The sequence below is a fragment of the Pseudomonas sp. G2-4 genome (assembly GCF_030064125.1).
GTDB lineage: Bacteria > Pseudomonadota > Gammaproteobacteria > Pseudomonadales > Pseudomonadaceae > Aquipseudomonas.
In genome coordinates, this window is record NZ_CP125957.1 from 6564837 (window position 1) to 6587843 (window position 23007).

At 58.8% G+C, this 23007-nt stretch carries 21 protein-coding genes; 12 read left to right on the forward strand and 9 right to left on the reverse strand.

Annotated elements, in window-relative coordinates; all coding sequences use genetic code 11:
• The first annotated feature begins 24 nt into the window (after positions 1-24).
• The 4 genes from dnaN (at position 25) to gabP (ending at position 6374) form a co-directional block, all read left to right on the forward strand.
• Positions 25-1128 (forward strand): DNA polymerase III subunit beta, encoded by a 1104-nt coding sequence (dnaN, locus tag QNH97_RS28930; protein ID WP_283554962.1) that lies wholly within the window; start codon positions 25-27, stop codon positions 1126-1128.
• 20 nt (positions 1129-1148) lie between these two features.
• Positions 1149-2252 (forward strand): DNA replication/repair protein RecF, encoded by a 1104-nt coding sequence (gene recF / locus QNH97_RS28935; protein ID WP_265032274.1) that lies wholly within the window; start codon positions 1149-1151, stop codon positions 2250-2252.
• Positions 2253-2257: 5 nt separating this feature from the next.
• Positions 2258-4675 carry a DNA topoisomerase (ATP-hydrolyzing) subunit B gene (gyrB, locus tag QNH97_RS28940; RefSeq protein ID WP_283554963.1) on the forward strand — a complete coding sequence of 806 codons (2418 nt, stop codon included), beginning with the start codon at positions 2258-2260 and terminating at the stop codon, positions 4673-4675.
• Positions 4676-4979: 304 nt separating this feature from the next.
• Positions 4980-6374, forward strand: coding sequence for a GABA permease (gabP, locus tag QNH97_RS28945; protein WP_283554964.1), 1395 nt, complete (start codon positions 4980-4982; stop codon positions 6372-6374).
• Between the two features lie 134 nt (positions 6375-6508).
• Here the strand turns inward: gabP and QNH97_RS28950 are convergent, their stop codons facing one another.
• Positions 6509-7243 (reverse strand): response regulator transcription factor, encoded by a 735-nt coding sequence (locus tag QNH97_RS28950; RefSeq protein ID WP_283554965.1) that lies wholly within the window; start codon positions 7241-7243, stop codon positions 6509-6511.
• Positions 7244-7465: 222 nt separating this feature from the next.
• Between QNH97_RS28950 and QNH97_RS28955 the strand changes: the two genes are divergently transcribed.
• Positions 7466-8980 carry a sensor histidine kinase gene (locus tag QNH97_RS28955; protein WP_283554966.1) on the forward strand — a complete coding sequence of 505 codons (1515 nt, stop codon included), beginning with the start codon at positions 7466-7468 and terminating at the stop codon, positions 8978-8980.
• 178 nt (positions 8981-9158) lie between these two features.
• On the opposite strand, the gene QNH97_RS28960 is transcribed toward QNH97_RS28955, so the two are convergent.
• The 4 genes from QNH97_RS28960 to glyQ all read right to left on the reverse strand — a co-directional run bounded on the left by QNH97_RS28960 (position 9159) and on the right by glyQ (position 13551).
• A complete protein-coding gene (locus tag QNH97_RS28960) occupies positions 9159-9929 on the reverse strand; it encodes a lysophospholipid acyltransferase family protein (protein ID WP_283554967.1) in 771 nt (256 codons plus the stop codon).
• An 80-nt stretch (positions 9930-10009) separates the two neighbouring features.
• On the reverse strand, positions 10010-10543 hold the full coding sequence (gene gmhB / locus QNH97_RS28965) for a D-glycero-beta-D-manno-heptose 1,7-bisphosphate 7-phosphatase (protein ID WP_283554968.1): 534 nt from the start codon (positions 10541-10543) through the stop codon (positions 10010-10012).
• A 3-nt stretch (positions 10544-10546) separates the two neighbouring features.
• Positions 10547-12601, reverse strand: coding sequence for a glycine--tRNA ligase subunit beta (glyS, locus tag QNH97_RS28970; RefSeq protein WP_283554969.1), 2055 nt, complete (start codon positions 12599-12601; stop codon positions 10547-10549).
• Entirely contained in the window at positions 12598-13551 is a 954-nt protein-coding gene (gene glyQ / locus QNH97_RS28975) for a glycine--tRNA ligase subunit alpha (RefSeq protein ID WP_283554970.1), read from the reverse strand. The genes glyS and glyQ overlap by 4 nt, the downstream gene beginning before the upstream one ends.
• Before the next feature lie 81 nt (positions 13552-13632).
• Between glyQ and QNH97_RS28980 the strand changes: the two genes are divergently transcribed.
• From QNH97_RS28980 to QNH97_RS29005, 6 genes are all read left to right on the forward strand, one after another.
• Positions 13633-14190, forward strand: coding sequence for a DNA-3-methyladenine glycosylase I (locus QNH97_RS28980; RefSeq protein ID WP_283554971.1), 558 nt, complete (start codon positions 13633-13635; stop codon positions 14188-14190).
• Between the two features lie 43 nt (positions 14191-14233).
• Positions 14234-15121: a lysophospholipid acyltransferase gene (locus tag QNH97_RS28985; protein ID WP_283554972.1), complete on the forward strand. Its 888-nt coding sequence runs from the start codon at positions 14234-14236 to the stop codon at positions 15119-15121.
• A 133-nt stretch (positions 15122-15254) separates the two neighbouring features.
• Complete coding sequence (locus QNH97_RS28990) at positions 15255-15980, forward strand: hypothetical protein (protein WP_283554973.1); 726 nt, start codon at positions 15255-15257, stop codon at positions 15978-15980.
• Between the two features lie 259 nt (positions 15981-16239).
• Positions 16240-17286 carry an NAD(P)/FAD-dependent oxidoreductase gene (locus QNH97_RS28995; RefSeq protein ID WP_283554974.1) on the forward strand — a complete coding sequence of 349 codons (1047 nt, stop codon included), beginning with the start codon at positions 16240-16242 and terminating at the stop codon, positions 17284-17286.
• A 54-nt stretch (positions 17287-17340) separates the two neighbouring features.
• Entirely contained in the window at positions 17341-17694 is a 354-nt protein-coding gene (locus tag QNH97_RS29000) for a VOC family protein (protein ID WP_283554975.1), read from the forward strand.
• Between the two features lie 281 nt (positions 17695-17975).
• A complete protein-coding gene (locus QNH97_RS29005; RefSeq protein WP_283554976.1) occupies positions 17976-18764 on the forward strand; it encodes an SDR family NAD(P)-dependent oxidoreductase in 789 nt (262 codons plus the stop codon).
• A 116-nt stretch (positions 18765-18880) separates the two neighbouring features.
• Here QNH97_RS29005 and QNH97_RS29010 read toward each other — a convergent pair whose 3' ends face one another.
• From QNH97_RS29010 to QNH97_RS29025, 4 genes are all read right to left on the reverse strand, one after another.
• A complete protein-coding gene (locus QNH97_RS29010; protein ID WP_283554977.1) occupies positions 18881-19405 on the reverse strand; it encodes a phage infection protein in 525 nt (174 codons plus the stop codon).
• 31 nt (positions 19406-19436) lie between these two features.
• Entirely contained in the window at positions 19437-19856 is a 420-nt protein-coding gene (locus QNH97_RS29015; RefSeq protein WP_030139009.1) for an organic hydroperoxide resistance protein, read from the reverse strand.
• 427 nt (positions 19857-20283) lie between these two features.
• The gene (locus QNH97_RS29020) at positions 20284-21408 is read right to left on the reverse strand and encodes a GGDEF domain-containing protein (protein ID WP_283554978.1); all 1125 of its coding nucleotides are present in this window, start codon (positions 21406-21408) and stop codon (positions 20284-20286) included.
• Between the two features lie 174 nt (positions 21409-21582).
• On the reverse strand, positions 21583-22146 hold the full coding sequence (locus tag QNH97_RS29025; RefSeq protein WP_283554979.1) for a TetR/AcrR family transcriptional regulator: 564 nt from the start codon (positions 22144-22146) through the stop codon (positions 21583-21585).
• Between the two features lie 150 nt (positions 22147-22296).
• Between QNH97_RS29025 and QNH97_RS29030 the strand changes: the two genes are divergently transcribed.
• Positions 22297-22992 carry a glutathione S-transferase gene (locus QNH97_RS29030; RefSeq protein ID WP_283554980.1) on the forward strand — a complete coding sequence of 232 codons (696 nt, stop codon included), beginning with the start codon at positions 22297-22299 and terminating at the stop codon, positions 22990-22992.
• Positions 22993-23007 lie beyond the last annotated feature (15 nt).

Consider the following 23007-nt stretch of genomic DNA (forward strand, 5'->3'; position numbering starts at 1 on the left):
CTTATTAAGGCAAGGGACTAGACCATGCATTTCACCATTCAACGCGAAGCCCTGTTGAAACCCCTGCAACTGGTCGCAGGCGTCGTCGAACGCCGCCAGACCTTGCCGGTACTTTCCAACGTGCTGCTGGTTGTCGAAGGCCAGCAATTGTCGCTGACCGGTACCGACCTGGAAGTCGAGCTGGTCGGTCGTGTGCAGCTTGAAGAGCCTGCTGATCCGGGTTCCATTACCGTACCGGCGCGCAAGCTGATGGACATCTGCAAAAGCCTGCCCAACGACGCCCTGATCGACATCAAGGTCGATGAGCAGAAGCTCGTGGTCAAGGCCGGTCGCAGTCGCTTCACCTTGTCGACCCTGCCGGCCAACGATTTCCCGGCGGTGGAAGAAGGCCCGGGCTCGCTGACCTGCAGCCTCGAGCAAAGCAAATTGCGTCGCCTGATCGAACGCACCAGCTTCGCCATGGCCCAGCAGGATGTGCGTTATTACCTCAACGGCATGCTTCTGGAAGTCTCCGCCGGGATCATCCGCGCCGTCGCCACCGACGGCCATCGCCTGGCGATGTGCTCGATGCAGGCCGATATTGGTCAACCCGACCGCCACCAGGTGATCGTGCCGCGTAAAGGTATTCTGGAGCTGGCCCGTCTTCTGACTGAGCCGGACGGCAACGTCAGCATCGTGCTCGGCCAGCACCACATCCGCGCGACCACCGGCGAGTTCACCTTCACCTCGAAACTGGTGGACGGTAAATTCCCTGACTACGAGCGTGTGCTGCCTAAAGGCGGCGACAAGTTGGTATTGGGCGACCGTCAGGCGCTGCGCGAAGCCTTCAGCCGTACCGCGATTCTGTCCAACGAGAAGTACCGTGGCATTCGCCTGCAACTGGCCAATGGTCTGCTGAAAATCCAGGCGAACAACCCGGAGCAGGAAGAGGCGGAAGAAGAAGTGGGCGTTGAATACAACGGCGGCTCCCTGGAAATCGGCTTCAACGTCAGCTACTTGCTCGACGTGCTGGGCGTGATGACCACTGAGCAAGTACGTCTGATCCTGTCTGACTCCAACAGCAGTGCGCTGGTGCAAGAGTCCGATAACGACGATTCGGCTTACGTTGTCATGCCGATGCGTCTGTAATCATGTTCAGCAGAAGCTAGATGTCTTTAAGTCGCGTCTCGGTCACCGCGGTGCGCAATCTGCACCCGGTGACCTTCTCCCCCTCCCCCCGCATCAATATCCTTTACGGCGCCAACGGCAGCGGCAAAACCAGTGTCCTGGAAGCCATTCACCTGCTGGGGCTTGCCCGTTCGTTTCGCAGCAGCCGCCTGTTACCGGTCATCCAGTACGATCAATTGGCTTGCACAGTGTTCGGGCAGGTGGAGCTCGCTGAAGGGGGTCACAGCGCCTTGGGGATCTCCCGAGACCGGCAAGGTGAGTTCCAGATTCGCATTGATGGACAGAACGCTCGCAGCGCCGCGCAGCTGGCTGAGATCCTGCCATTGCAGTTGATCAACCCGGACAGCTTCCGTTTGTTGGAGGGCGCGCCGAAGATCCGTCGGCAGTTCCTGGACTGGGGTGTGTTTCACGTGGAACCACGTTTCATGTCGACTTGGCAGCGCTTACAGAAGGCGCTGCGCCAGAGAAACTCTTGGCTGCGACATGGTACACTTGACGCCGTTTCGCAAGCGGTTTGGGACAGGGAACTGTGCCAGGCCAGCGCTGAAATCGATGAATACCGCCGCGCTTACATCAAAGCCTTGAAACCGGTCTTCGAGCAGACCTTAAGCGAACTGGTTGAGCTTGAGGGTCTGACGCTCAGCTATTACCGAGGCTGGGACAAGGATCGGGAATTGAGTGCCGTGCTGGCTGGCTCGCTGCAGCGGGACCAGCAGATGGGCCATACCCAGGCCGGACCACAACGCGCTGACTTGCGCCTCAGATTGGGCGCGCATAACGCCGCGGACATCTTGTCCCGGGGGCAGCAGAAGTTGGTGGTGTGTGCCTTGCGTATCGCCCAAGGGCACCTGGTCAGCCAGGCCCGTCGCGGTCAGTGTATTTATCTGGTGGATGACTTGCCGTCCGAGCTGGACGAAGCCCACCGTCGCGCACTTTGCCGCTTGTTGGAAGACTTACGCTGCCAGGTGTTCATCACCTGTGTAGATCACGAATTATTGAGGGAAGGCTGGCAGACGGAAACGCCAGTCGCTCTGTTCCACGTGGAACAGGGCCGTATCACCCAGACCCACGACCATCGGGAGTGAAGGCATTGAGCGAAGAAAATACGTACGACTCAACGAGCATTAAAGTGCTTAAAGGCCTGGATGCCGTACGCAAACGTCCCGGTATGTACATTGGTGACACCGACGATGGCAGCGGTCTGCACCATATGGTGTTCGAGGTGGTCGACAACTCGATCGACGAAGCCCTGGCCGGCCATTGCGACGACATCAGCATCATCATCCACCCGGATGAGTCCATCACCGTTCGCGATAACGGCCGTGGCATCCCGGTAGACGTACACAAAGAGGAAGGCGTTTCCGCCGCCGAGGTCATCATGACCGTCCTCCATGCTGGCGGTAAGTTCGACGATAACTCCTATAAAGTATCCGGCGGTCTGCACGGTGTAGGTGTCTCGGTCGTGAACGCACTGTCCGAACAGCTTGTTCTCACCGTGCGCCGCAGTGGCAAGATCTGGGAGCAGACCTACATCCACGGCGTGCCCCAGGCACCGATGGCAATCGTTGGCGACAGCGAAAGCACCGGCACCCAGATCCATTTCAAGGCTTCCAGCGATACCTTCAAGAACATCCACTTCAGCTGGGACATCCTGGCTAAGCGGATTCGTGAGCTGTCCTTCCTGAACTCCGGTGTCGGCATCGTCCTCAAGGATGAACGCAGCGGCAAGGAAGAGCTGTTCAAGTACGAGGGCGGCTTGCGTGCGTTCGTCGAGTACCTGAACACCAACAAGACGCCGGTCAACCAGGTGTTCCACTTCAACGTCCAGCGTGACGACGGCATTGGCGTGGAAATCGCCCTGCAGTGGAATGACAGCTTCAACGAGAACCTGCTGTGCTTCACCAACAACATTCCCCAGCGCGATGGCGGTACCCACTTGGTGGGCTTCCGTTCAGCGCTGACGCGTAACCTGAACACCTACATCGAGCAGGAAGGCCTGGCGAAGAAGCATAAAGTCGCCACCACCGGTGACGATGCTCGTGAAGGCCTGACCGCGATTATCTCGGTGAAGGTGCCGGATCCGAAGTTCAGCTCCCAGACCAAAGACAAGCTGGTCTCTTCCGAAGTGAAGACCGCGGTCGAACAGGAAATGGGCAAGTACTTCTCCGACTTCCTGCTGGAGAACCCGAACGAAGCCAAGCTGGTGGTCGGCAAGATGATCGACGCCGCACGTGCCCGTGAAGCCGCGCGCAAGGCCCGTGAGATGACCCGCCGCAAAGGCGCGCTGGACATCGCCGGCCTGCCGGGCAAACTGGCCGACTGCCAGGAAAAGGACCCTGCCCTGTCCGAGCTGTACCTCGTGGAAGGTGACTCTGCTGGCGGTTCCGCCAAGCAGGGACGCAACCGCCGGACCCAGGCCATCCTGCCGCTCAAGGGTAAGATCCTGAACGTCGAGAAGGCGCGCTTCGACAAGATGATCTCTTCCCAGGAAGTCGGCACGTTGATCACCGCGCTGGGCTGTGGCATCGGCCGCGAAGAGTACAACATCGACAAGCTGCGTTATCACAACATCATCATCATGACCGATGCTGACGTCGACGGTTCGCACATCCGTACCCTGCTGCTGACCTTCTTCTTCCGTCAGTTGCCGGAGCTGATCGAGCGCGGCTACATCTACATCGCTCAGCCACCGCTGTACAAGGTCAAGAAAGGCAAGCAAGAGCAATACATCAAAGACGACGACGCCATGGAAGAGTACATGACGCAGTCGGCCCTGGAAGATGCGAGCCTGCACCTTAACGAAGAAGCCCCAGGCATCTCTGGCGAAGCCCTCGAGCGCCTGGTCAACGACTTCCGCCTGGTGATGAAGACCCTCAAGCGCCTGTCGCGCCTGTACCCACAGGAACTGACCGAGCACTTCATCTACCTGCCGGCTGTCAGCATGGAGCAGCTGTCCGATCACGCGGCGATGCAAGATTGGCTGGCCCAGTATGAAGTTCGCCTGCGCACCGTAGAGAAGTCTGGCCTGGTCTACAAAGCCAGCCTGCGCGAAGATCGTGAACGTAACGTCTGGCTGCCGGAGGTCGAACTGATCTCCCATGGCCTGTCGAACTACGTCACCTTCAACCGCGACTTCTTCGGCAGCAATGACTACAAGACCGTTGTATCCCTCGGCGCGCAACTGAGCACGCTGTTGGATGATGGCGCCTACATTCAGCGCGGCGAGCGCAAGAAAGCCGTCACCGAGTTCAAGGAAGCCCTTGAATGGCTGATGGCCGAAAGCACCAAGCGCCATACCATCCAGCGCTACAAAGGTCTGGGTGAAATGAACCCGGATCAGCTGTGGGAAACCACTATGGACCCAAGCTCGCGCCGGATGCTGAAAGTCACCATCGAAGACGCCATTGGCGCGGACCAGATCTTCAACACCCTGATGGGTGATGCGGTCGAACCTCGCCGTGACTTCATCGAGAGCAATGCGTTGGCGGTGTCTAACCTGGATTTCTGATCCAGCAACCGCTCCAACGAAAAAAGGCCAACGCTCATGCGTTGGCCTTTTTTTATACCTGAAACAACAAGGTATTCCCTCGACAGACCGACGGGTCAGTAAGCGGGTAACCCAGTAACACCCCAACACAAAATCTTTTAATTCAATGAGTTAAGAATATGACGTGGGCCCCGGCATACGGGGAGATGGCAATCCCTGGCGTAGATCTTGCGTATTAAATAAATTACACATCGTTTTTTTAAATTTACACAGAAAACGATGGTCCGAGGTGGTACGAATAAATCTAATACCAAGGGTAGTCTCAATGAGCGGTACGCAAACATCCAACACTCTGGAGCAAGGCCTTAAACCACGGCATGTGACCATGCTATCCATCGCCGGCGTAATTGGCGCCGGCCTTTTCGTCGGCTCCGGCCACGCTATCGCAGCGGCCGGTCCGGCCGTGCTGTTGGCCTACGCTGCCGCGGGCGCACTGGTGGTGCTGGTGATGCGGATGCTGGGCGAAATGGCGGTGGCATCGCCGGACACCGGTTCATTCTCGACTTATGCCGACCGTGCGATCGGTCACTGGGCCGGTTTCACCATCGGCTGGCTCTACTGGTGGTTCTGGGTCCTGGTTATTCCGCTGGAGGCCAACGCGGCCGCGACCATCCTGCACGCCTGGTTCCCCAACGTGGCCATCTGGGCCTTCACCCTGGTCATCACCCTACTGCTGACGGTCACCAACCTGTTCAGCGTGAAGAACTACGGCGAGTTTGAGTTCTGGTTCGCCCTGGTCAAGGTTGTAGCGATCATTGGCTTCATTGGCCTAGGCATCCTGGCGATCTTTGGCTTGCTGCCCAACAGCGAGGTTAGCGGCGTTTCTCACCTGTTTGATACCCAAGGCTTCCTGCCCAACGGTATGGGCGCGGTGCTGGGGGCGATCCTGACCACCATGTTTTCATTCATGGGCACCGAGATCGTGACCATTGCGGCCGCCGAATCGAAGAACCCTGGCCAGCAGATTTCCAAGGCGACCAACTCGGTCATCTGGCGGATTGGCTTGTTCTATCTGGTGTCCATCTTCATCGTCGTGGCCCTGGTGCCATGGAACGATCCGATTCTTACCAGTGTAGGTTCCTACCAGACGGTGTTGGAGCGCATGGGCATCCCGAATGCCAAGCTGATCGTCGATATCGTGGTCCTGGTGGCGGTTACAAGCTGCCTGAACTCCGCGTTGTATACGGCTTCGCGCATGATGTTCTCGTTGGGCAAGCGCGGTGATGCACCGGCCGTTTCCCAGCGTACCAACAAGAGCGGCACACCTTACTGGGCTGTGATTCTGTCGACCACTGCAGCCTTCGTTGCAGTGTTCGCCAACTACGTGGCCCCGGCCGCTGTCTTTGAATTCCTGCTGGCCAGTTCGGGTGCCATCGCGTTGCTGGTGTACCTGGTCATTGCGGTTTCGCAACTGCGTATGCGCAAACAGCGCATGGTTCGCGGTGAGAAAATCGCCTTCAGCATGTGGCTGTTCCCGGGCCTCACCTACGCGGTGATCGTGTTCATCGTCGTGGCTTTGACCATCATGCTGTTCCAGGAGGCCCATCGCGTGGAGATTCTTGCGACCGGTCTGCTGAGTGTGTTGGTGGTGATATCCGGCGTGCTGATACAGCGTCGCCGGATCGCAAAAGCAGGAAGCTTGGTACCGACGATCGGGTGATATCCGTTGTGTGTGGCGAGGGAGCTTGCTCCCGCTTGAGTGCGAAGCGCTCACAAAAAAGGGGCTGCTGCGCAGCCCAGCGGGAGCAAGCTCCCTCGCCACGGGGATGCCATCCAGTATGAGCCGTCGGTTTCCTAACTGGCCACCGACGCCTCACTGCCTGCCGCCACACTCTCCAACCGATACCCATACCCGTAAATCGTCAGCAGCTGCCAACCTCGATCCGCCGTCAGCCCGAGCTTGTTGCGCAGGCGATAGATGTGGGTGTCGAGCGGACGCGACGAGGTCATTTCCTCGTGGGTCCAGAAGCGCTCGTAGAAATACTCCCGGGACAGCGGACGGCCCAGATTGGCGAACAGGCAACGGGCCAAACGGTATTCCCGTTCGGTCAGGCTGATGGGGATGCCGGCGCGGGTGACGGTCAGTTCAGCGTCGTCGAACTCCAGATCGTTGAACACCAGCACATCGCTGGCGGGGGTGCGCTGTAGGTTGTGACGGCGCAGCACGGCTGTGACCCGCGCCTTGAGTTCGTTGGGCCTGAAGGGTTTGCTGACATAGTCGTCAGCGCCGGCGTTGAGGGCCTGGACGATGTCGTGCTCGCCGTCGCGGCTGGTGAGCATGATGGCCGCCGGTGGCGAGTCCATGTGCTCGCGTGTCCAGCGCAGCAGCGACAACCCGCTGATATCGGGCAATTGCCAGTCGAGGATCAACAGGTCGAAGGTTTCCCGGCGCAGTTGGCGCAACAGGTCTTCGCCGCGTTCAAAACTATGCAGGGTCCAGGCTTGCTCGTTCTTGCTGGGGATTTGTTGCAGTGTCTGTTCCACCCGGCGCAGTTCGGCCGGTTCGTCATCCAGTATGGCGACACGCATGGGACGCGATTCCTTGATCTCGGGAGTAACGGACATCTCAGGGTTTATGCAATCTGGATCAGCTTGCGGCGTGCCAGCTGATTCATGCCATTGCCCTGTCGCTGGCTGCGACAATACCGGCTCGCGGCGTTCAGGGAAAGCCAGCTGCGCGCTACCTGGCGAGTCCGCTATAGTCTGGGGCTTTCTTTCGTCCCGTCGTTCCACTGTTCAGTCAGAGTGCCTATGAGCAACCAGCGTCGCCGTGAAAGTCGTGAACCGACCCAGGTCCAACGATTGTTTCGACAATTGGTGCGGGAGTGGTTGTGGATAAGTTTGCTTCTACTGCCGCTCACTGCCCTGCTGTCGTTCACTACCCAGACCATGAGCAACGGGTCGGTTGCAGCCTTGTTGTCGGTGTGCCTGGTAGCCTGCGTATTGGGATTGCTGCTGCTGCGCCCGCAGCTGGCGCTATGGACGACGGTGGGGGGCATGGGCCTGGCACTGTTGCTCAGCGCGGTGCTGGGCGCGGAGGGCTGGTGGTGGTCGCCGATGGCCAGTGTCTTGGGCATGTTGTTGGGTTACCTGATCTGGAACTGGCGGCGTCTGAGCGTAGTGCTGGCCTATTTCGGCTGGGAGTTGGCGCGCCTGGATGGGGAGCCGAAGGTGTTCCCGGAACGTCGCCGTGCCCCGTACACCGGCAGTGACCGCCTGCAGGGCCAGATCATGGCCCTGGAACAAGCCATGAGTCGAACGCGGGACACGCGCCGTTTCATCGCCGACGGCCTGGAATACCTGCCCGTGGCAACCATGATCAGCGACCCTCAAGGCAAGTTGTTGCTCGGTAACCGCAAGGCACGTGATCTCTTCGGCCATGGCCTGGCGGGCGGTGATGTGCTGGAGCATCTCGCGCAACTGGGTTACCCGGCGCTGGAGCGAGGGCCCCATCGGTTATCCACATTGCCGTTGGTGGAGTTTCGCGACACTCGCGAGCGCAGCTTGCGTCTGGAACGGGCCGCCCTATTGCCTGTCGACGGCGATGCGCCGATTGGCTGGCTGCTGAGCCTCACCGATCTGAGCGCGGAGCGAGAAGCCGAAGAGCAACGCAGCGTCATGCTGCGTTTTCTGTCCCATGATCTGCGTGCGCCTCACTCGGCGATCCTCGCGTTACTGGATGTGCAACGCCATCAGGCGGGCGATACCAACCCGGTGTTCGATCAGATCGAGCGCCAGGTGCGTCGCGCCCTGGACCTGACCGATGGCTTCGTGCAATTGGCCAAGGCTGAATCCGAGGCTTATCAATTTCAACCGACGTTGTTCGCCATGCTGGTTCTGGACGTGGTCGACCAGGCATTGCCCATCGCACAAGCAAAACGCATTCAACTCAGCCACGAAATACACAACGAAGAAGCGATGGTGAAAGCAGACCAATCTTTGCTGACCCGTGCGCTCTTCAATCTGCTGGAAAATGCCATCAAGTACAGCTCGCCCGACTCCTGCATTTCGCTGCAGGTCCATTGCACGATGGGTTGGTTGACCTGCACTGTCGCTGACCAAGGCAAGGGCATCAGCGTCGAAGAACTGCCGGACCTGTTCACCCAGTACCGACGATTTTCATCCGCTCAGGGAGTGGATGGCATTGGCCTGGGACTGTCGATGGTCAAGGCGGTGGTTGACCATCATGGCGGAAAAATCGAGTGCCACAGTGTGGTGGGTAAAGGCACGACGTTTAGCTTGGGATTCCCCTTGCTGGAAGACTAAAAAAAATCGCTGCCCTCAGCAGGAAGTGCCGATGGCAGCGATCTTTTTTGGAGCGCTATAAAAACTTATGCACCTTTTTGGCCGTTTTATGTGTTTATGAAATATGTATAAAAAACATAGTCTTAGAACATAAAAGCGACGCTTTCAGGGAAAACGGTACACAGCTTATCCACAGATCTCAAACAGCGATTTGATCCGTAGCAGTGGGAGCTGCGGGCAGTGAACCCATCTCCCGTTGCGTCTGTTCATTCCAGGCTTGTACACGGTCGTTAAGCTCGGCGATGGCCCGAGGCCCACTGCCTTGGGCATACATCGGCGCGCCGATCACCACCGTGATGACCCCCGGCGTTTTTATCCAGCCAGCCTTGGGCCAGAATTTGCCGGCATTGTGTGCAATCGGCAGTACCGGCAGATCCGCATTCACCGCCAACGCGCTACCGCTGCGGGAGAATTTTCCGACCGTTCCATAAGGAACACGAGTGCCCTCGGGGAAGATCAGTACCCAAGTCTTGTCCTTGAGCAGTTCGTCACCCTTCTTCGCCACTTGCTTGAGCGCCACCTTGGGATTGTCGCGATCGATGGCAATCGGACGCAGCATTGCCATGGCCCAGCCGAAGAACGGCACGAACAACAGTTCGCGCTTGAGCACTTGGCTCAACGGCTCGAAATAGGCCGAGAGGAAGAATGTCTCCCAGGTGCTCTGGTGATTGGACTGGATCACGCAGGGCCGGTCAGGCACGTTCTCAGCGCCCTTCACTTCATAGCTGATGCCCAGGAACACCTTGCTCAACCACAGTGCGCAACGGCACCAGTACACATTGATAAAACGGTAGCGCGCCCTGAACGGCAAGAAAGGCGCGATAAAGAAACTCAGGGAGCACCACAGCAAGGAACTGGTGCCCAACAGCAGGTAAAAGAGAAAGGTTCTGATGGCCTGCAATATCGACATAGCGGCATTTACCGTTGCGGGCAATGCCCGCCTGTTCAAGCGCTTCCCGAACAATCCTTGATCAGGTTGTCTTGGGAGCTCTAATTGTGGATAAGTTCAGCGGCAATCGCCGCCAGGTCGTCAAAAATCAAGGTGCCCACCGGCAGGGTCTTGCCCAGAGTCTTCTCGCCTTTCCCGGTCTTTACTAAAACTGGCTGACAATCGACGGCTTTGGCCGCCTCCAGGTCACCGAGGCTGTCGCCGACGAACCACACACCCGCCAGCGGCACATCATAATGCTCGGCAATGGCCTTCAACATGCCCGGCTTGGGCTTGCGGCAATCGCAGCCTTCGTCCGGCCCGTGAGGGCAATAGACGATCAGCCCGACTTCCCCGCCCTGCTCGGCCACCAATGCGCGCAAGCGCTCATGCATGGCGTCCAGCACGGCGAGGTCGTAGTAACCGCGAGCAATGCCCGACTGGTTGGTGGCCACCGCCACCGTCCAGCCGGCCTTGCTCAACTGCGCGATGGCTTCGATCGAACCGGGCAGCGGCAACCACTCCTCCACCGATTTGATATAAGCGTCGGAGTCGTGATTGATCACCCCGTCCCGATCGAGAATCAGCAGTTTCAAGGCTTACCCCAGCAGCGAAATATCGGCGACGCCGAGGAACAAACCACGCAGGCGCGCCAAAAGCGCGTAACGGTTGGCCCGTACGTTGGCATCTTCGGCATTGACCATCACTGCTTCGAAAAACGCATCCACCGGTTCGCGCAGTGCCGCCAGGCGCGTCAGGGTTTCATTGTATTGACGTGCCGCCGCCATTGGCTGGACAGCCTGGTCCGCCTGCTGGATCGCCGAATACAGGGAGAACTCATTGGCGTTGTCGAAGTATTTGGCTTCGACGGTGGCCGCGATCTTGCCTTCGGCTTTGCTCAGCAGGTTCGACACACGCTTGTTCACCGCTGCCAACGCTGCAGCTTGCGGCAGTTGGCGGAACGCCTGCACCGCTTGTACGCGCTGGTCGAAATCCAGGGCCGAACCCGGCTTCAGTGCACGCACCGACAGGTAGGTCGCGACATCGACGCCTTCGTCTTCATAACGCGCACGCAGGCGGTCGAAGATGAATTCCAGCACGGCATCCGCCAGGCCGGCCGACTTGACCTTGCTGCCGAACGCGTTGACGGCGAACGCCACGGCGTCGTTCAGGTCCAGGTCCAGTTGCTTGTCGATCAGGATCCGCAGCACGCCCAGTGCCGCACGACGCAAGGCATACGGGTCTTTGCTGCCGGTAGGCAGCATGCCGATGCCGAAGATGCCGACCAGGGTGTCGAGCTTGTCGGCGATGGCCACGGCCGCACCGGTCAGGGTGGTCGGCAGTTCAGCGCCGGCACCGCGGGGCATGTACTGCTCGTTCAGCGCCAGGGCTACGTCTTGTGGCTCGCCATCATTGAGGGCGTAGTAGTAACCGGCGACACCTTGCATCTCCGGGAACTCACCGACCATCTCGGTGGACAGGTCGCACTTGGACAGCAGTCCGGCACGGGCCGCGCGCTGGGCGTCGCCGCCGATGCGCGGGGCGATGAACGCCGCCAGTTTCGATACGCGCTCGGCCTTGTCGTAGACGCTGCCGAGTTTTTCCTGGAACACCACGTTCTTCAGGCGCTCGTTGAAGCTTTCCAGCGGCTGTTTCTTGTCTTGCTTGAAGAAGAACTCGGCATCGGTCAGGCGCGGGCGAACGACTTTTTCGTTACCGGCGATGATCTGCTGCGGGTCTTTGCTTTCAATGTTGGCCACCGTGATGAAGCGCGGCAGCAACTTGCCGTCGGCGTCCAGCAGGCAGAAGTACTTCTGATTGTCCTGCATGGTGGTGATCAGCGCTTCCTGTGGCACTTCGAGGAAACGTTCCTCGAACGAGCACACCAGCGGCACTGGCCATTCCACCAACGCGGTCACTTCGTCCAGCAGGTTGGCCGGCACGATGGCGGTGCCTTCCTGTTGGGAGGCCAGCTCTTCGGTGCGCTTGCTGATCAGCTCGCGACGTTCGTTGGCGTCGGCCAGCACGTAGGCGCCACGCAGATCGGCCAGGTAGTTGGCCGGCGAGGTGATGCGCACGCTCTGCGGATGATGGAAGCGGTGCCCACGGGAATCGCGACCGGCCTTCTGGGCCAGGATCGTGCAATCGATGACCTGGTCACCGAGCAGCATCACCAGCCATTGGGTCGGACGCACGAACTCTTCCTTGCGCGCGGCCCAGCGCATGCGCTTGGGGATCGGCAAGTCATTGAGGGAGTCTTCGACGATGGTCGGCAGCAGGCTGGCGGTCGGCTTGCCCTTGATGCTCTGGCTGTAGCGCAGCTTCGGGCCGCTCTGGTCGATTTCGCTCAGGTCCACGCCACACTTCTTGGCGAAACCGAGGGCGGCCTGGGTCGGGTTGCCGTCGGCATCGAACGCGGCCTGGCGTGGTGGGCCGTCGAGGTTGATGCTGCGGTCCGGCTGCTGGGTCGCCAGGGCGGTGATCAGCACGGCCAGACGGCGCGGCGCGGCGTAGACGTGCTTGGCTTCGAAGTTCAGGCCAGCGGCTTGCAGGCCTTTTTCGATACCGGCCAGGAATGCATCGGCCAGGGTGTTCAGGGCTTTGGGTGGCAGTTCTTCGGTGCCCAGTTCAACCAGAAAATCTTGAGCACTCATTGTGCAGCCTCCAGCTTAGCCAACACTTCATCACGCAGATCCGGGGTCGCCATCGGGAAGCCCAGCTTGGCACGGGCCAGCAGGTAGGCTTGCGCAACGGAACGCGCCAGGGTGCGTACACGCAGGATGTATTGCTGGCGCGCGGTCACGGAAATTGCCCGGCGTGCATCCAGCAGGTTGAAGGTATGGGACGCCTTCAACACCATTTCATAGCTCGGCAATGGCAGCGGCTGGTCCAACTCGATCAGGCGCTTGGCTTCGCTTTCGTAGAAATCGAACAGCTCGAACAGCTTCTCGACGTTGGCCTGTTCGAAGTTGTAGGTCGACTGCTCCACTTCGTTCTGGTGGAACACATCGCCATAGGTCACTTTGCCGAACGGGCCGTCAGCCCATACCAGGTCATAGACTGAGTCCACGCCTTGCAGGTACATGGCCAGGCGTTCCAGACCGTAGGTGATCTCGCCGGTCACCGGGTAGCACTCGATGCCGCCCGCTTGCTGGAAGTAGGTGAACTGGGTGACTTCCATGCCGTTGAGCCAGACTTCCCAGCCCAGGCCCCAGGCGCCCAGGGTCGGCGATTCCCAGTTGTCTTCGACGAAACGAATGTCGTGCACCAGCGGGTCGAGGCCCACGTGCTTGAGGGAGCCGAGGTACAGCTCCTGGAAGTTTTCCGGGTTCGGTTTCAGCACCACCTGGAACTGGTAGTAGTGCTGCAGACGGTTCGGGTTTTCGCCGTAGCGGCCGTCAGTCGGGCGGCGGCTGGGCTGCACATAAGCGGCGTTCCAGGTTTCCGGGCCGATGGCACGCAGAAACGTGGCGGTGTGGAAAGTGCCGGCGCCTACTTCCATATCGTAGGGCTGAAGTACCACGCAACCTTGCTCGGCCCAGTATTGCTGGAGGGCGAGGATCAAGTCTTGGAAGGTACGCACGGCTGGCGTAGGCTGGCTCACGAAATTCACCTGTTTCTTGGGCTGCGATTTAAAGAGCGGGAGTATACCCGATTCGTTCGTGCGCACGCCCCCTGGAGCCTTATGCCACGCTGCTTTTGGTGTTCTGACGATCCGTTGTACATGGCTTATCACGATCAGGAGTGGGGCACGCCGCTGCGCGATGCGCAGGGTTTGTTCGAGTTGCTTTTGCTCGAAGGGTTCCAGGCCGGACTGTCCTGGATCACCGTTTTGCGCAAACGCGAGCGCTATCGGCAAGTGCTGTTTGGCTTTGACGTGCAACGAGTGGCGCAGATGAGCGATGCGGAAATCGACGACCTGATGCTCGACTCCGGCATCATCCGCAACCGCCTCAAGCTCAAGGCGGCCCGGCGCAATGCCCAGGCCTGGATGGCCCTGGAAGATCCGGTGGCGTTTCTCTGGTCGTTCGTGGGCGACAAACCCATCATCAACCACTTCAAGGACCGCACCGAAGTGCCGGCCATCACGCCCGAGGCGCTGGCGATGAGCAAAGGCCTGAAAAAAGCCGGGTTCACCTTCGTCGGCCCAACCATTTGCTACGCCTTGATGCAGGCCTCGGGGATGGTCATGGACCACACCCAGGATTGCGACCGTTACGCCGAGCTGGCAAACGGTGGTTAGAATAGTCGGCTCGCAATACGACCCAAGAATTCAGGAGTGACCTGTGGATAAGTTGAAAGGCGCCTTGCTGGTCGGCGCTCTGCGGTTGTTTGCGCTGCTGCCCTGGCGCGCGGTGCAAGCGGTGGGCTCGGCCATTGGCTGGTTCATGTGGAAGCTGCCCAACCGCTCCCGCGACGTGGTGCGGATCAACCTCGCCAAGTGCTTCCCCGAGATGGACCCGGCCGAGCGCGAGCGCCTGGTGGGCCAGAGCCTCAAGGACATCGGCAAATCCCTGACCGAAAGCGCCTGCGCCTGGATCTGGCCGGCCCAGCGCTCCATCGACCTGGTGCGTGAAGTCGAAGGCCTGGATGTATTGAAAGAAGCGCTGGCGTCCGGCAAAGGCGTGGTGGGCATCACCAGCCACCTGGGCAACTGGGAAGTGCTCAACCACTTCTATTGCAGCCAGTGCAAACCGATCATTTTCTACCGCCCGCCCAAGCTCAAGGCGGTGGATGACTTGCTGCGCAAACAGCGCGTGCAATTGGGCAACAAAGTCGCGGCGTCGACCAAGGAAGGCATCCTCAGCGTCATCAAGGAAGTGCGCAAAGGCGGCCAGGTGGGCATCCCCGCCGACCCCGAACCGTCGGAATCCGCCGGCATCTTCGTACCCTTCTTCGCCACCCAGGCCCTGACCAGCAAGTTCGTCCCCAACATGCTCGCCGGCGGCAAAGCCGTCGGCGTCTTCCTCCACGCCCTGCGCCTGCCGGACGGCTCCGGCTACAAAGTCATCCTCGAAGCCGCACCAGACGCCATGTACAGCACCGACACCGAAACCGCCTGCGCCGCCATGAGCCAAGTGGTGGAGCGCTACGTGCGGGCCTACCCGAGTCAGTACATGTGGAGCATGAAGCGCTTCAAGAAACGCCCACCGGGCGAGGCGCGGTGGTACTGAAGGCAGGGTTCTAATTGTGGCGAGGGCGCTCGCTCCCGCTGGGCTGCGCAGCAGCCCCACCCCCAACCTTCAACCTAAAGCTTGAGCCCCCACTGTCGATAACCCATGTATCCGCCAATCATGGACCGATGAAATGGAACTCTCTCTTAGCACTGCCTCTATCACTCCAGCCAACACCAACCTCACCCGTTCCGAGCAGAAGTTGGTCACCCATCCTCCAGCAGGCTCCGTAAAGGAACTGGAAAATGGCGGCCCAGCGGCCATCTACCACCCCAGTGAAGAAACCCAGGCCATGGAGCAAACGCTGGTGGTCACCACCACCTGGGTGGGTCGATCCCAATCGCCCGATTTCCCTCGACTTGCCGAGATCACCGCGGGAGCGAAAAGCACGCTGACCACCTCCTTCGAGACATTCCAGTCAACGCTGTCGGCAACCGATCCGGACTTGGCCAGCAAGAAATACGGCTTCACCGTCGAGGCCGACGGCAAGCTGAAAGTGCTCAACACGGCCGGCCAGCTCAGCAGCTCGGAAATCCAGCGGCTCACCGATTTGCTCAATGAATCCGATGACCTGAAAGCCGCCGCCAATGCGTTCCGCGACGCCTCCATCGACATGGTCGACGCCGACTCACCATGGTCCGGTAGCTATCTGGGTCTCTACAACCTGACCAAGGAAAACTTCGCCAGCACCATCGATCTGGCGCCGATGCTCAAGCGCGCCGGCTCGGTGCCGCCCAAGGAATTTTCGGATGGGTTGTTTTTCAACCAACTGGCGTACAAAGGCGAACGGGCCACGCGCGAGACGGAAGCCGCGATGCTTGAACGGCGTGCTGCGCAGCGATTTACCGCGCAGGCTTGAACGGCAGGGTCGCGCGTGATCAGTAGCGGTCAGGAATTAATTCTGGAAAAGGATTAAGTGTGGTGAGGGGATTCATCCCCCGATAGGTTGCGCAGCAACCCCGTCATTGTGGCGAGGGGATTTATCCCCGCTGGGCTGCGCAGCAGCCCCAAGTTTGATCGTTTCCAAGCCTACCCTGAACCCCGTGGCGAGGGAGCTTGCTCCCGCTGGGCTGCGAAGCAGCCCCAACCGACCAAGCGCACAACCCAACGGAGGCGAAATGGATAACGCTCCAGGCAAACGCGTCATCGTCATCGGTGCGGGCATCGTCGGCGCATCCCTGGCCTACCACCTGGCGGCCAAAGGCGCGTATGTCACGGTCGTCGAGGCCAAAGGCATTGCGTCAGGCGTGACCGGCAGCTCATTCGCCTGGATCAACACCACACACGGCGACCCCGATCCTATTGCGCCATTGCGCGGTGCCGCCATCCAGGAATACCACCAACTTGAAACACAGCTACCCGGCCTGAAGATCCAATGGACTGGCGCCCTGTCTTACGGCGTGAGCACAAAAACTCCGGCAAACCGGATACCCCGATCGAGCATTCTCGAGCTTGAGCCAAACCTCAAGAACCCTCCTCAATTCGCTTCGTATGCAGCAGAAGAAGGCGCATTGGACGCCGTAGCAGCCACCCATGCATTGATCGCCGGCGCCCAGGCGAATGGAGCGCAAGTACTCACCCAAACGCCGGTTCTCGGCTTTAAAACCCAGGGTTCCACGGTGTTGGGCGTCGAAACCGCCGCAGGTATCATCGAGGCCGATATTGTCGTACTGGCAGCCGGCACAGGCATCAAGAAGCTGACCGACCTGCTTGAAGTGCCCCTGCCCATAGAAACTTCGCCGGCGATTTTCATCCGCTACACGTCGCAACCCAACGTGGTACGCACCCTCATCTCCAACCCGGAAATGGAAGTGAGGCAAACCCCAGAGGGTACGTTGCTGGCGGCCGAAGACTACCTGGGCGACGCCTTGGAAAACCAACCCTCGGAGATTGCGTTGCGAACGGCCAACGCCATCAAAAACGAGCTCCACGGCGTCATCTCCCTGGACCTGCAATCGGCTTGTGTCGGATACAGACCCATGCCTGCCGATGACATCCCCATCATTGGTTATCTTCCGCAGGTCGGCGGCGTATACGTGTGCGTCATGCACCCCGGCGTTACCCTGGCGGCGGTTGTGGGCCGTCTTGCCAGTGAAGAGATCATCGGCGACAAGCCTTCCCCTGCCCTCACTCCCTGCCGTCCGGATCGATTTTTTCAAGCTTAGTGAGGCGTGAATGGCCTAAGCTCGCCTACTCCCCAATCAGCCAAGGAAGCGTCAATGGGCATTCGCGGAAATGACCGTCAAATCGATAACATCGAGTTCAATGTCAACGACATCGCCCGAAGCAAAGCTTTCTATGGCAGCGTATTCGGCTGGCGTTTCGTCGACTACGGCCCGACCTATACCGAATTCAGCGACGGTCGCCTGACCGGTGGGTTCACGACCGGTGAACCTGTTCGCCCAGGTGGCCCGTTGATCATCCTGTACGCGGATGACCTTGAAGGCACCCAACTCAGGCTCGAAGCCGCAGGGGCCACCATCAGCCGTGAAGTGTTCGCCTTCCCGGGTGGCCGACGTTTCCACTTTATCGACCCAGATGGCTATGAATTGGCGGTGTGGTCGGCTTCCTGAGTGACTGATCAAAAACAGGCCCCGAGTAAAGATCTTTCCAATAAAACGAACCCGACTATTTGCGTCAGGTTCGTTTACTCCACTCAGGCTGTCCGTCACAACAACACCCACAAAGAGGCGCAAATCCCCAATCGCGTCCATGATTAACCCCCTGCGATATCGAAAGCGCTGGATGAACGACGATTCGAGACCCTCGAAGATCCATCTCTAACCCCGTTTAACTATCATCCAGCCAAAAATATCGCGCAGCCCCCAGGTCCATTCATCAAGGAGTTCCTCCCATGAAAATCGACTTCACCGGCCGTCACGTCTTAGTCACCGGATCCACCAGCGGTATCGGTTTCGCCACAGCCAAAGGCTTCCTCGAAGCCGGCGCCCAAGTGGTTATCAACGGTCGCAGCGAGAGCAGCGTGGAAGATGCGTTGCAGCGCTTGGGCGATCTTGCCTCAAGGGCCGACGGTTTCGTGGGGGACCTCAGCAACGAGCCGGGCTGCCAGGCATTGATCACGAAGTACCCGCGCTTCGATATCGTCATCAACAATCTCGGCATTTTCAAACAGCAGGATTTCTTCGAAACACCGGACAGCGAATGGCAACGCTTCTTCGAAACCAACGTGATGTCGGGCGTGCGTGTTTCCAGGGCCTACGCGCAGGGCATGGTCGAGCGGGGTTGGGGGCGGATTGTGTTCATCTCGTCGGAATCGGGCGTGAACATCCCAGCGGACATGATCCACTACGGCTTCACTAAGACCGCCCAACTTTCCATTGCTCGCGGCTTGGCCAAGCGGCTCGCTGGCACGGGCGTTACGGTGAACTCGGTGCTGCCTGGGCCGACGCTTTCCGAAGGGGTCGCCCAGATGCTCCAGGCAGACGTTGAGCGCACCGGGGAAAGCCTGGAAAAGGTCGCGGCAGATTTCGTCAATGAGCACCGTAGCACTTCGATCATCCAGCGCGCGGCGCGCGTCGAGGAAGTCGCCAACATGATCATTTACGTCAGCTCGGAGCAGGCTTCGGCTACCACGGGTGCGGCACTGCGTGTCGATGGTGGCGTGGTGGATAGCATCGTTTAGGATCCCACGACACGTTGCAAAAAAAACGCCGCTTCCTCATGAGAGATAAGCGGCGTTTTTTGTTTTGGAGACAACATGGGTTGATTTGACCGACTTTGGCGTGGTGAAGGGCTTGTTCAGCCCACTCTGTTTTCCATCAGGCGATCCGAACCACCTTCGGCTACACGGTTTTCGATCAGTCGGTCCGAGCCACCTTCGGCTACACGGTTTTCGATCAGTCGGTCCGAGCCACCTTCGGCTACACGGTTTTCGATCAGGCGATCCGAACCACCTTCGGCTACACGGTTTTCGATCAGGCGATCCGAACCACCTTCGGCTACACGGTTTTCGATCAGGCGATCCGAACCACCTTCGGCTACACGGTTTTCGATCAGGCGATCCGAACCACCTTCGGCTACACGGTTTTCGATCAGGCGATCCGAACCACCTTCGGCTACACGGTTTTCAATCAGGCGATCCGAACCACCTTCGGCTACGCGTTTTTCGATCAGGCGATCCGAGCCGCCTTCGGCTACGCGCTTTTCGATCAGTCGATCCGAGCCACCCTCAGCGAACGTAGGTTGAACAAATGAAGTGGCGAACGCATTGCCGAGGGACAGTGCCAGAAGCGAACCAACGAGTGTTTTGCGGAAAGTTTTCATGTCCTGATCCTTTTATTTGTATGTGAGTGAGTTAGACGGTGACGTGCAAACGGACGTCGACGTTGCCGCGTGTTGCGTTGGAGTACGGGCAAACCTGGTGAGCCGCGTCGACCAGCGCTTGAGCATCGGCTTGGTCCAGACCTGGCAGGCTGATGTGCAGGTCGATGTCCAGACCGAAACCGCCAGGGATCTGGCCGATGCCGACGTGTGCCGTGATCGAGGCGTCGGCAGGAATGCTGCGTTTGCTCTGGCTGGCGACAAATTTCAGTGCGCCGATGAAGCAGGCGGAGTAGCCGGCTGCGAACAGTTGCTCAGGGTTGGTGGCTTCACCACCGGCACCACCCAAGGCTTTTGGCGTGGCCAGTTTCACGTCGAGAATCTTGTCGCTGGAAACAGCACGGCCATCACGGCCACCGGTGGAGGTTGCGACTGCGGTGTAGAGAACGTTCATGGTGTTTCCTCTTGCTGAATGGGCTGATCGAATTTTGGTTTTTGGCTGCGCCAAATATTTGTGCGCTAACCAGTTGCGATTAAATTAACGCTCAAATAATTAGCGCGCAAGATAAATTTTCAAAAATTTAGCGGGATTTATTTAAATTATTGATCTTAAAAGAAATTTATTTTCACGAGGCGCAGTGCCGCCAGCTTGTGTGGGCCAGAGGTGAGCCAAGGGGAAGGAGGTGCTAGGGGATATCAGCAGGGCCAGCGCAATTGCAGGCCTTCGGAGAGAGGGAGTTCACAGCACAATGATGGTCTTCTGGATCGTTCCCGCGCTCTGCGTGGAAATGCCGCCAGGGACGCTCCGCGTTCCGCTTCTGGAAGGGGACGCAGAACATGGACACGAGCAAATCACGACTGATGAGGCAAAGCCAACCCGACTAAGCAACAGCCACTCGATTGCGCCCCAGCGCCTTCGCCCGATACAGGGCCTTATCCGCATCGTTCATCAAGCCGTGAAGATCCTTATTACAGGCCTCCGTCGACGCGACGCCAAGGCTGGCGGTTATGCAGTGAACAGGCTCGATCATCAAACCCGCAATTGTATCGATGAGCTGTTCTGCAATCTGGGTGGCGACCTCAATAGACGTATCCGGAAGCAGAATGGCGAATTCCTCTCCCCCTAACCGGCCGTGAACGTCCGTGGCCCGAAAGGACGAGCTGATGACCATCCCCATCTGGCGCAGAACCTGATCCCCCACCTGATGGCCGTAGGTGTCGTTGATGTGCTTGAAGTGATCCATATCCAACATGACCGCACACAACTCCAACCGGTTGGTTTTGCACTTGTTGTAGAGCTGTTGGGCATGTTCGAAAAAGGCGCGTCGGCTCTTCAGGCCGGTGAGTTCATCGGTTTGGGCTGCGCGGGTTGAAATGCTGTTCGCCTGTTCCATTTCACGGGTGAGTCGAAAAGCGGTTTCCAGTGCCTGGGACATTTTGTGTGCAGCGAGGGCAGCAAATGCGGTGAACACCAAAATCGACAGTGCCATGCCGACTTGAGTCGGGGACGGTTGAAAGAGAAGCCAGGCGGTGCACGGCAATAGAACCGAGCCAATGGAGACAAGCGTCATGTTGCGGTAGGCGGAGTAGCAAGACACCGCACTGACGGACATCCCGACAGTAAAGAGCATGACCAATGCCTGGGACAAAAGATCGTCTGCCGGCATGAGCGCTAATGCGCCGCCCCCCCAGATGCTGGCGGACAGCACCAGCGTGATCCAGTATTTGCGCTCCCAGCGTTCAGGCGTGCGCTCACTTTTGTCGCTGCGGACGTAGGCAACAAACAACGAGATGCGCAACAGCGTCGATCCGGTCAGGATGGCCAGCCACCAAAAGATAACGTTGTGTTCAAAACGATCCCAGCACAGCCAACTCAGCATGATGGCAGCGAGGTAGCTACCAAAAACGGCAGACACGGATTGGCTAAAGAGTTGCTGCAATCGGTCAGTTCGCACCTGCTCGGCTATGAAAAGCGCCTGGTCATTCCGTGATCTTGGGCCATGCATGTGATCCACCTGATCGTGACGCAACGAAAACGACGATTGTGGCACCCGGCCACCAATGCAAACAACTGAATTACACCCACGGCCCCGATTGAACCAAAACCCCGTGGCGAGGGAGCTTGCTCCCGCTGGGCTGCGTAGCAGCCCCACCCTTCTCACAGACAAATCGAATCAGGATCAGGCTGGAATCAATCCTGTTTCCCGATAGCTCAAAATCAGATCATCGAACAGACCGACATCCGCCCGAGTTCGCGCGATTAACTGAGCACCCGCAACAGCGGAGTAAATGGCGCGGGCGCGGCGTTCGCATTCTTTTGCACTGCCTGTTCCAGCATCTGCCAACAGCTGGGCGAGCCATGTCACATTAACGTCCGCAAAAGCCCTGATCTCTCGTGACACCTCCTCGGGAAGGTCTTCGTATTCGGCTGCCATGAAGCTGGACAGACAGAGCTTGTTGCCGTCCTCAAGCGACTTTCGAAAAATGGAGGGGTACAGCCGTACGCACTCCTTCGGATCGCTATTGGCGGCGCGGATCCCTTCAAGCCCCCGCAGCGTGTCCTGCCAGTAGCGTTCAGCAACCGCCGCAGCCAGGCCTGCCTTGCTGGGAAAGTGGTAGTAGATGCTGGCGTTCTTGATACCCACTTGGTCGGCAATGCTACGGAAATTGATACCGCTGTAACCGTGCAGTTGGGCTGCGGATCTAGCCGCCGCCAAAATGGCCTCTCGAGCATTTTCGTTCATGTTGCCACCTCGCTTCGAGTGTTCGACTCATTCATCCGCCCGGATTCTACTCCCTGATGCGCTTACCTGCCAATTGTCAGGTAGGGGCTTGACAGCGTAAATTCTCCGGCCCAGTCTTTACCTACCAATTGACAGGCAGGTGATCGAATCATGACTTCTTCACAGCAGCGCGTTGATGTTCCTACTCATCCCACGATGAAAATCTACGATTGGTTCAACGGCCCTTACCCCGCCCGAGTGCGCATAGCGCTGGCGGAAAAAGGCTTGTTACCGAAGATTGAATTCGTGTCGGTGAATCTCTGGACCGGCGAGCATAAGAAACCCGAGTTCCTGGCCATCAATTACTCCGGGACGCTGCCTGTGCTGGAACTGAACGATGGGACGCGGATCGCGGAGTGCACGGCGATTACCCAATATCTGGATAGCCTGGACGGTCATCCGACGCTGACGGGCGAAACGCCTGTGGAAAAAGGCATCATCCATATGATGACCAAGCGTGCCGAGATCGAGTTTCTCGATGCCGTCAGCGTGTATTTCCACCATGCCACGCCGGGCCTCGGCCCAGATGTCGAGCTATACCAGAATGCTGAATGGGGCGGCCGGATGCGTGATAAGGCGATCAGGGGCATGCGCTATTTCGACAACCTGCTCAAGGACCGACCCTTTGTTGCGGGTGAGACGTTCTCGATGGCCGACATTGCGGTACTGGGCGGCATGATCTTCGCTTCGCTGGTGCAGCTCCCCGTTCCTGATGAGTGTGCAGCGCTGCGAGCCTGGCACGCCAGGATGCAAGAACGCCCTAGCGTCCAGGTATGGCGTGCCATGGTCGAGGGTGGCCCTGCGTAGCACTAAAGAAAAACC

Bases quoted from the DNA above. Each gene is read 5' to 3' on its own strand.
- dnaN (WP_283554962.1), top strand. From the start codon at position 25: ATGCATTTCACCATTCAACGCGAAGCCCTGTTGAAACCCCTGCAACTG.
- recF (WP_265032274.1), top strand. From the start codon at position 1,149: ATGTCTTTAAGTCGCGTCTCGGTCACCGCGGTGCGCAATCTGCACCCG.
- gabP (WP_283554964.1), top strand. From the start codon at position 4,980: ATGAGCGGTACGCAAACATCCAACACTCTGGAGCAAGGCCTTAAACCA.
- QNH97_RS28950 (WP_283554965.1), bottom strand. From the start codon at position 7,243: ATGCGTGTCGCCATACTGGATGACGAACCGGCCGAACTGCGCCGGGTG.
- QNH97_RS28955 (WP_283554966.1), top strand. From the start codon at position 7,466: ATGAGCAACCAGCGTCGCCGTGAAAGTCGTGAACCGACCCAGGTCCAA.
- QNH97_RS28960 (WP_283554967.1), bottom strand. From the start codon at position 9,929: ATGTCGATATTGCAGGCCATCAGAACCTTTCTCTTTTACCTGCTGTTG.
- glyS (WP_283554969.1), bottom strand. From the start codon at position 12,601: ATGAGTGCTCAAGATTTTCTGGTTGAACTGGGCACCGAAGAACTGCCA.
- QNH97_RS28980 (WP_283554971.1), top strand. From the start codon at position 13,633: ATGCCACGCTGCTTTTGGTGTTCTGACGATCCGTTGTACATGGCTTAT.
- QNH97_RS28990 (WP_283554973.1), top strand. From the start codon at position 15,255: ATGGAACTCTCTCTTAGCACTGCCTCTATCACTCCAGCCAACACCAAC.
- QNH97_RS28995 (WP_283554974.1), top strand. From the start codon at position 16,240: ATGGATAACGCTCCAGGCAAACGCGTCATCGTCATCGGTGCGGGCATC.
- QNH97_RS29000 (WP_283554975.1), top strand. From the start codon at position 17,341: ATGGGCATTCGCGGAAATGACCGTCAAATCGATAACATCGAGTTCAAT.
- QNH97_RS29005 (WP_283554976.1), top strand. From the start codon at position 17,976: ATGAAAATCGACTTCACCGGCCGTCACGTCTTAGTCACCGGATCCACC.
- QNH97_RS29010 (WP_283554977.1), bottom strand. From the start codon at position 19,405: ATGAAAACTTTCCGCAAAACACTCGTTGGTTCGCTTCTGGCACTGTCC.
- QNH97_RS29015 (WP_030139009.1), bottom strand. From the start codon at position 19,856: ATGAACGTTCTCTACACCGCAGTCGCAACCTCCACCGGTGGCCGTGAT.
- QNH97_RS29020 (WP_283554978.1), bottom strand. From the start codon at position 21,408: ATGCATGGCCCAAGATCACGGAATGACCAGGCGCTTTTCATAGCCGAG.
- QNH97_RS29025 (WP_283554979.1), bottom strand. From the start codon at position 22,146: ATGAACGAAAATGCTCGAGAGGCCATTTTGGCGGCGGCTAGATCCGCA.
- QNH97_RS29030 (WP_283554980.1), top strand. From the start codon at position 22,297: ATGACTTCTTCACAGCAGCGCGTTGATGTTCCTACTCATCCCACGATG.